This is a genomic window from Inquilinus sp., assembly GCF_039594555.1.
GTDB lineage: Bacteria > Pseudomonadota > Alphaproteobacteria > DSM-16000 > Inquilinaceae > Inquilinus.
Map to the genome: position 1 here is coordinate 1 of NZ_JBCNNF010000504.1, position 4,463 is coordinate 4,463.

Consider the following 4,463-nt stretch of genomic DNA (forward strand, 5'->3'; position numbering starts at 1 on the left):
CGGCCGAACTGCCTTCGAGCTTCTTGCGCAGCCGCGAGACGTAGATTTCGATCGCGTCTTCGCTGGGTTCGTCGGCGAGCGAAGATGGCGCCGAAGCCGGCGCCGACCGAGAGCGACGGCGCGAACAGCCCGCCGGGAATGCCGGCCGAGGAGGCCAGGGCCGTGGCGGCGAACTTGGCCGGGAAGAACCACCAGGCCAGCGCGTGCCCGCCCTCCAGCGCCAGCCGCGTCGGCTCATAGCCGGTGCCGAAGGTGGCGCCGCCGGCGGCCAGGCCGATCAGCCCGGCGAGGAGGCCGCAGCTGGCGGCGGCGGCCAGCACCGACCAGCGGCCGAACCGGGCGAACAGCCGCGGCAGCAGCCGGGTCAGGGCCAGGACGCAGCGGCCGAACAGGCCGCCGAGAATGCCGGCCAGCACCGCGACCAGCAGGAAGACCGGGATCGCCCCGGCGGTGAAGTCGAGCGGGTGGCGGCCGAAATAGGTGTAGTCGCCGAGCACGGCGATGGCGACGGCCGAGGACAGAAAGATCGCGGCCAGCACCGCCATGCGGTTGCGGATGTCGAAGCCGGCGGCCAGTTCCTCCAGCGCGAAGACGATGCCGGCCAGCGGCGTGTTGAAGGCGCCGGCCAGGCCGGCAGCGCCGCCGGCGGTGATCACCCGCCGCAGCCGGGCCGGGGTGGCATGCGGCGTCAGGCTGGCCAGGATCACGGCACCGACCTGGACGGTCGGCCCCTCGCGCCCGATCGAGGCGCCGCAGGCCAGGCCGAACAGGCACAGCGCGATCTTGCCGATGCCTGTGCGGGCGTTCAGCTGGCTCGGCACCAGCTCCAGCGGCCGGCGCATCGCGGCGATGCATTGCGGGATGCCGCTGCCCGGCGCCGCCGGGAACAGCCGCTGCGCCGCCAGTGCCGAGACGCCGAAGCCGATCGCGCCCAGGATCGGCGCCAGCTATAGCCGTCCATCGGTGATCCAGGCGAACAGGCTTTGCGCTTCGTCCGCGGCCTCGGCAAAAGCCACGGCCATGCAGCCGACCAGGAGGCCGCCGATGCCGAAACGCAGCAGCCGCCGCAGACGCGGCGGCGACAGCAGGCGGCGGAGGGTTCGTGGCGTCAGATCCGGCGCGGCGCCGGCCGGATGACCCATCATGGCCTCCGGGAGAAATCAGAGACCGTTTGAGAATGCGCTGGCATGAGTCGACTGGTGGTGGTTTCGAGAACCGGCGCGCAGCGGACGTTAAAGTCCGTGAGCACCGGAAGCGCAGAAACCGCCATCAGACGGCCGTGCCAGTAGCATTATCGGACGGTCTCTCATGCCCCGACGGGGGCCGGTTCCTTACCCTCGGGCTGGGCCACCCGGAAGCTCTCGCCGCAGCCGCAGCGATCGACCTCGTTCGGGTTGTTGAACACGAAGCGGGCGCCGAACTCTTCCTGCACCCAGTCCATCTCGGTGCCGAGCAGGAACATGATCGCCGACGGATCGATCAGGACGGTGACGCCCTTGCTCTCGACCACATCCTCGAACTTCTTCCGCTCCTCGGCATATTCCATGAAGTAGCTGAGGCCGGAGCAGCCGCGCGCCTTGACCCCGACCCGGAGGCCGATGATCGGCTTCGGCGACTTCGCGATCAGCTCGCGCACGCGGTCGGCGGCGCGGTCGGTCAGGGAAATCGGCGGCGGTAGGGCGCGCATCCTGTTCACCTCTTGTCCTCGACCCACAAGATGGGCCGATCGGGAGAAGACTTCAACGGTCTGCGGCGGCAGGGCTGGCCTGCCCGCCTCCTCTGTCACATGCCCAGCGCCAGCCGGGCATCCTCGCTGGCGCGCTCGATCGACCAGGCCGGGCTCCAGGTCAGGTTGACCTTGGCCTCGGTCACACCCGGCACGGCGCGCGCGCCCTTCTCGACGATCACCGGCATCGACCCGGCCACCGGGCAGTTCGGCGCGGTCAGGGTCATGTCGATCTCGACCTTGCCCTCCGGCGTCACCTCGACCCGATAGATCAGCCCGAGTTCGACGATGTTGACCGGCAGCTCCGGGTCGAACACCAGGGTCAGGTTGTCCATCACCGCCGAGCGGGTGGCCTCGACATCGAGCGGATACTCGACCTTCGACAGCGGCGTCCGGACATGGATCCAGTCCGGCTCCGGCACGTCCAGCGTGCCGGCGCGCATGAAGTCGTTCAGGCCGAGGCCGTCATCGGGGAAATAGGCGGGCTTGGTCATGATGATGTCGCCTCCCGCGCGGCGACGGCGCGCCGCGCGATCTCCTTGATCCGCTCGACCATCGAGGCCAGGCCGTTGCGGCGGCCGCTGGTCAGATGGGTGTCGAGGCCGAGCCGGTTGAACAGGCCGCGCAGGTCCATCGCCGCCACCTCCTCCGGCCGCTTGCCGGAGAACACGCCGGTGACGATGGCGATCAGCCCCTTGACGATGCGGGCGTCGCTGTCGCCCTGGAACACGATGCGGTCCGGCGCCTGGTCCTCGGGCCTGGCGATCAGCCAGACCTGGCTCTGGCAGCCATGCACCTTGTTGGCCTCGACCCGCTCGGCCTCCGGGAAGGGCGGCAGCGCGTCGCCCAGGCTGATGATGTAGGCGTAGCGCTCCTCCCAATCGTCGAGGAGGGCGAAGTTCTCCTCCAGCTCTTCCTGGGACAGCGACATGCTCATTTCCCGAACAGCTTGACCACCTTGTCCAGCGCCTCGGCCATCACGTCGATCTCGGCCTTGGTGTTGTACAGGGCGAAGGACGCGCGGGCCGTGGCCGGCAGGCACAGCCGCTCCATCAGCGGCTGGGCGCAGTGATGGCCGGCCCGGACGGCGACGCCGGCCTGGTCGATCACCGTGCCGATGTCGTGCGGATGGGCGCAGTCCATGGCGAAGGAGATGATCGAGGCACGCTCCCGCGCCCGGCCGACGATGGTCAGGCCCGGCACATGCGACAGCCGCTCGACGCCGTAGTCCAGCAGCTCGCGCTCATGCGCCGCGATGGTGTCGAGGCCGAGCGCCGTGACGTAGTCGATCGCCGCCTTCAGCGCGATGGTCTGGGCGATGGCCGGGGTGCCGGCCTCGAACTTGGCCGGCAGCTCGGCGAAGGTGGTGCCGGAGAAGCTGACGGTGCGGATCATCTCGCCGCCGCCCTGCCAAGGCGGCATCGCCTCCAGCAGCGCTTCGCGGCCGTAGAGGATGCCGATGCCAGTCGGGCCGTACAGCTTGTGGCCGGAAAAGGCCAGGAAGTCGCAGCCGAGATCCTGGACGTCGACCGGCATGTGGGTGATCGCCTGGGCGGCATCCAGGAGCACCTTGGCGCCGACCGCATGCGCCCGCTCGATCACCGCCTTGACCGGGACGATGGTGCCCAGCGCGTTCGACATGTAGGTGATCGAGACCAGCTTGGTCCGCGGCGACAGCAGGCGCTCGAACTCGTCGAGCAGGAAGTTGCCGTCATTGTCGATCGGGGCGACCTTGAGGACCAGCCCCTTCTCCTGCGCCAGCAACTGCCAGGGCACGATGTTGGAATGGTGCTCCAGCACCGAGACGATGATCTCGTCCCCTTCCTTCAGGAAGGCGCGGCCATAGCTCTGGGCCACCAGGTTGATCGCCTCGGTGGTGCCGCGGGTGTAGACGATCTCATTGATCGAGGCGGCGTTGATGAAGCGCTTCACCGCCTCGCGCGTCGCCTCGAAGGCGTCGGTCGCGGCGCCGCTGAGATAGTGCAGCCCGCGATGGACGTTGGCGTATTCCTCCTCATAGACGCGGCTCTCGGCGTCGATCACCGAGCGCGGCTTCTGCGCCGAGGCGGCGTTGTCGAGATAGACCAGCGGCTTGCCGTAGACGGTGCGGGACAGGATCGGGAAATCCGCCCGCACGGCGTTCACGTCATAGGCGTTGATGCCGCTCGCATGCAGCCGGCTGTCCATCGGATCTAACCCTCCTGGTGCCGCCCGGCGAGCCACTGCCCGACCGCGGCCTCGAACTCCTCGCGCACCGCCTCGTCGGCGACCTCCTCCAGCGCCTCGCGCAGGAAGGCCTCGACCAGCAGGGCCCGGGCCGTGCGCTCGTCGATGCCGCGGGCGCGCAGGTAGAACAGCGCCTCGGCGTCGATCTCGCCGACCGTCGCGCCGTGGCTGCATTTGACGTCGTCGGCGTAGATCTCGAGCTCGGGCTTGCTGTCGATCTCGGCGGTGCGCGACAGCATCAGCGCCCGGTTCAGCTGGTAGCCGTCGGTGCGCTGGGCGTCGCGGCGGACGATGATCTTGCCCTGGAAGACGCCCCTGCCCTTGCCGTCGAGCACGCCCTTGAACACCTCGCGCGACCGGCAATCCGGCACGGCGTGGTCGATCAGCGTGGTGGTGTCGATGTGGCGGCTGCCATCGGCCAGATACGCGCCGGTGACGTGCCCGTTGCCGCCGCGGCCGGTGAAGGTCGCGACCACCTCGGTCCGCGCCAGGTCGGCGCCGAGGCTGAGGG

General features: G+C 69.4%; 7 protein-coding genes. All 7 read right to left on the bottom strand.

Features of this window, described 5'->3' with window-relative positions; genetic code table 11:
* Nucleotides 1–947 (bottom strand): chloride channel protein (locus ABDW35_RS32775; protein ID WP_343718050.1); only part of this gene is annotated, 947 nt, incomplete at its 3' end.
* Nucleotides 948–1,145 carry a hypothetical protein gene (locus tag ABDW35_RS32780; protein ID WP_343718044.1) on the bottom strand — a complete coding sequence of 66 codons (198 nt, stop codon included), beginning with the start codon at nt 1,143–1,145 and terminating at the stop codon, nt 948–950. It lies immediately after the preceding gene.
* A 161-nt stretch (nt 1,146–1,306) separates the two neighbouring features.
* Complete coding sequence (locus ABDW35_RS32785) at nt 1,307–1,687, bottom strand: iron-sulfur cluster assembly accessory protein (RefSeq protein ID WP_343718045.1); 381 nt, start codon at nt 1,685–1,687, stop codon at nt 1,307–1,309.
* Between the two features lie 95 nt (nt 1,688–1,782).
* Nucleotides 1,783–2,220 carry an iron-sulfur cluster assembly protein gene (locus tag ABDW35_RS32790; protein WP_343718046.1) on the bottom strand — a complete coding sequence of 146 codons (438 nt, stop codon included), beginning with the start codon at nt 2,218–2,220 and terminating at the stop codon, nt 1,783–1,785.
* Nucleotides 2,217–2,657 carry a SufE family protein gene (locus tag ABDW35_RS32795; protein ID WP_343718047.1) on the bottom strand — a complete coding sequence of 147 codons (441 nt, stop codon included), beginning with the start codon at nt 2,655–2,657 and terminating at the stop codon, nt 2,217–2,219. The genes ABDW35_RS32790 and ABDW35_RS32795 overlap by 4 nt, the downstream gene beginning before the upstream one ends.
* A 2-nt stretch (nt 2,658–2,659) precedes the next feature.
* Nucleotides 2,660–3,913, bottom strand: a complete 1,254-nt coding sequence (locus ABDW35_RS32800; RefSeq protein ID WP_343718048.1) for a cysteine desulfurase — start codon at nt 3,911–3,913, stop codon at nt 2,660–2,662.
* A 5-nt stretch (nt 3,914–3,918) separates the two neighbouring features.
* On the bottom strand, nt 3,919–4,463 hold a 545-nt coding region (locus ABDW35_RS32805), incomplete at its 5' end, for a SufD family Fe-S cluster assembly protein (RefSeq protein WP_343718049.1).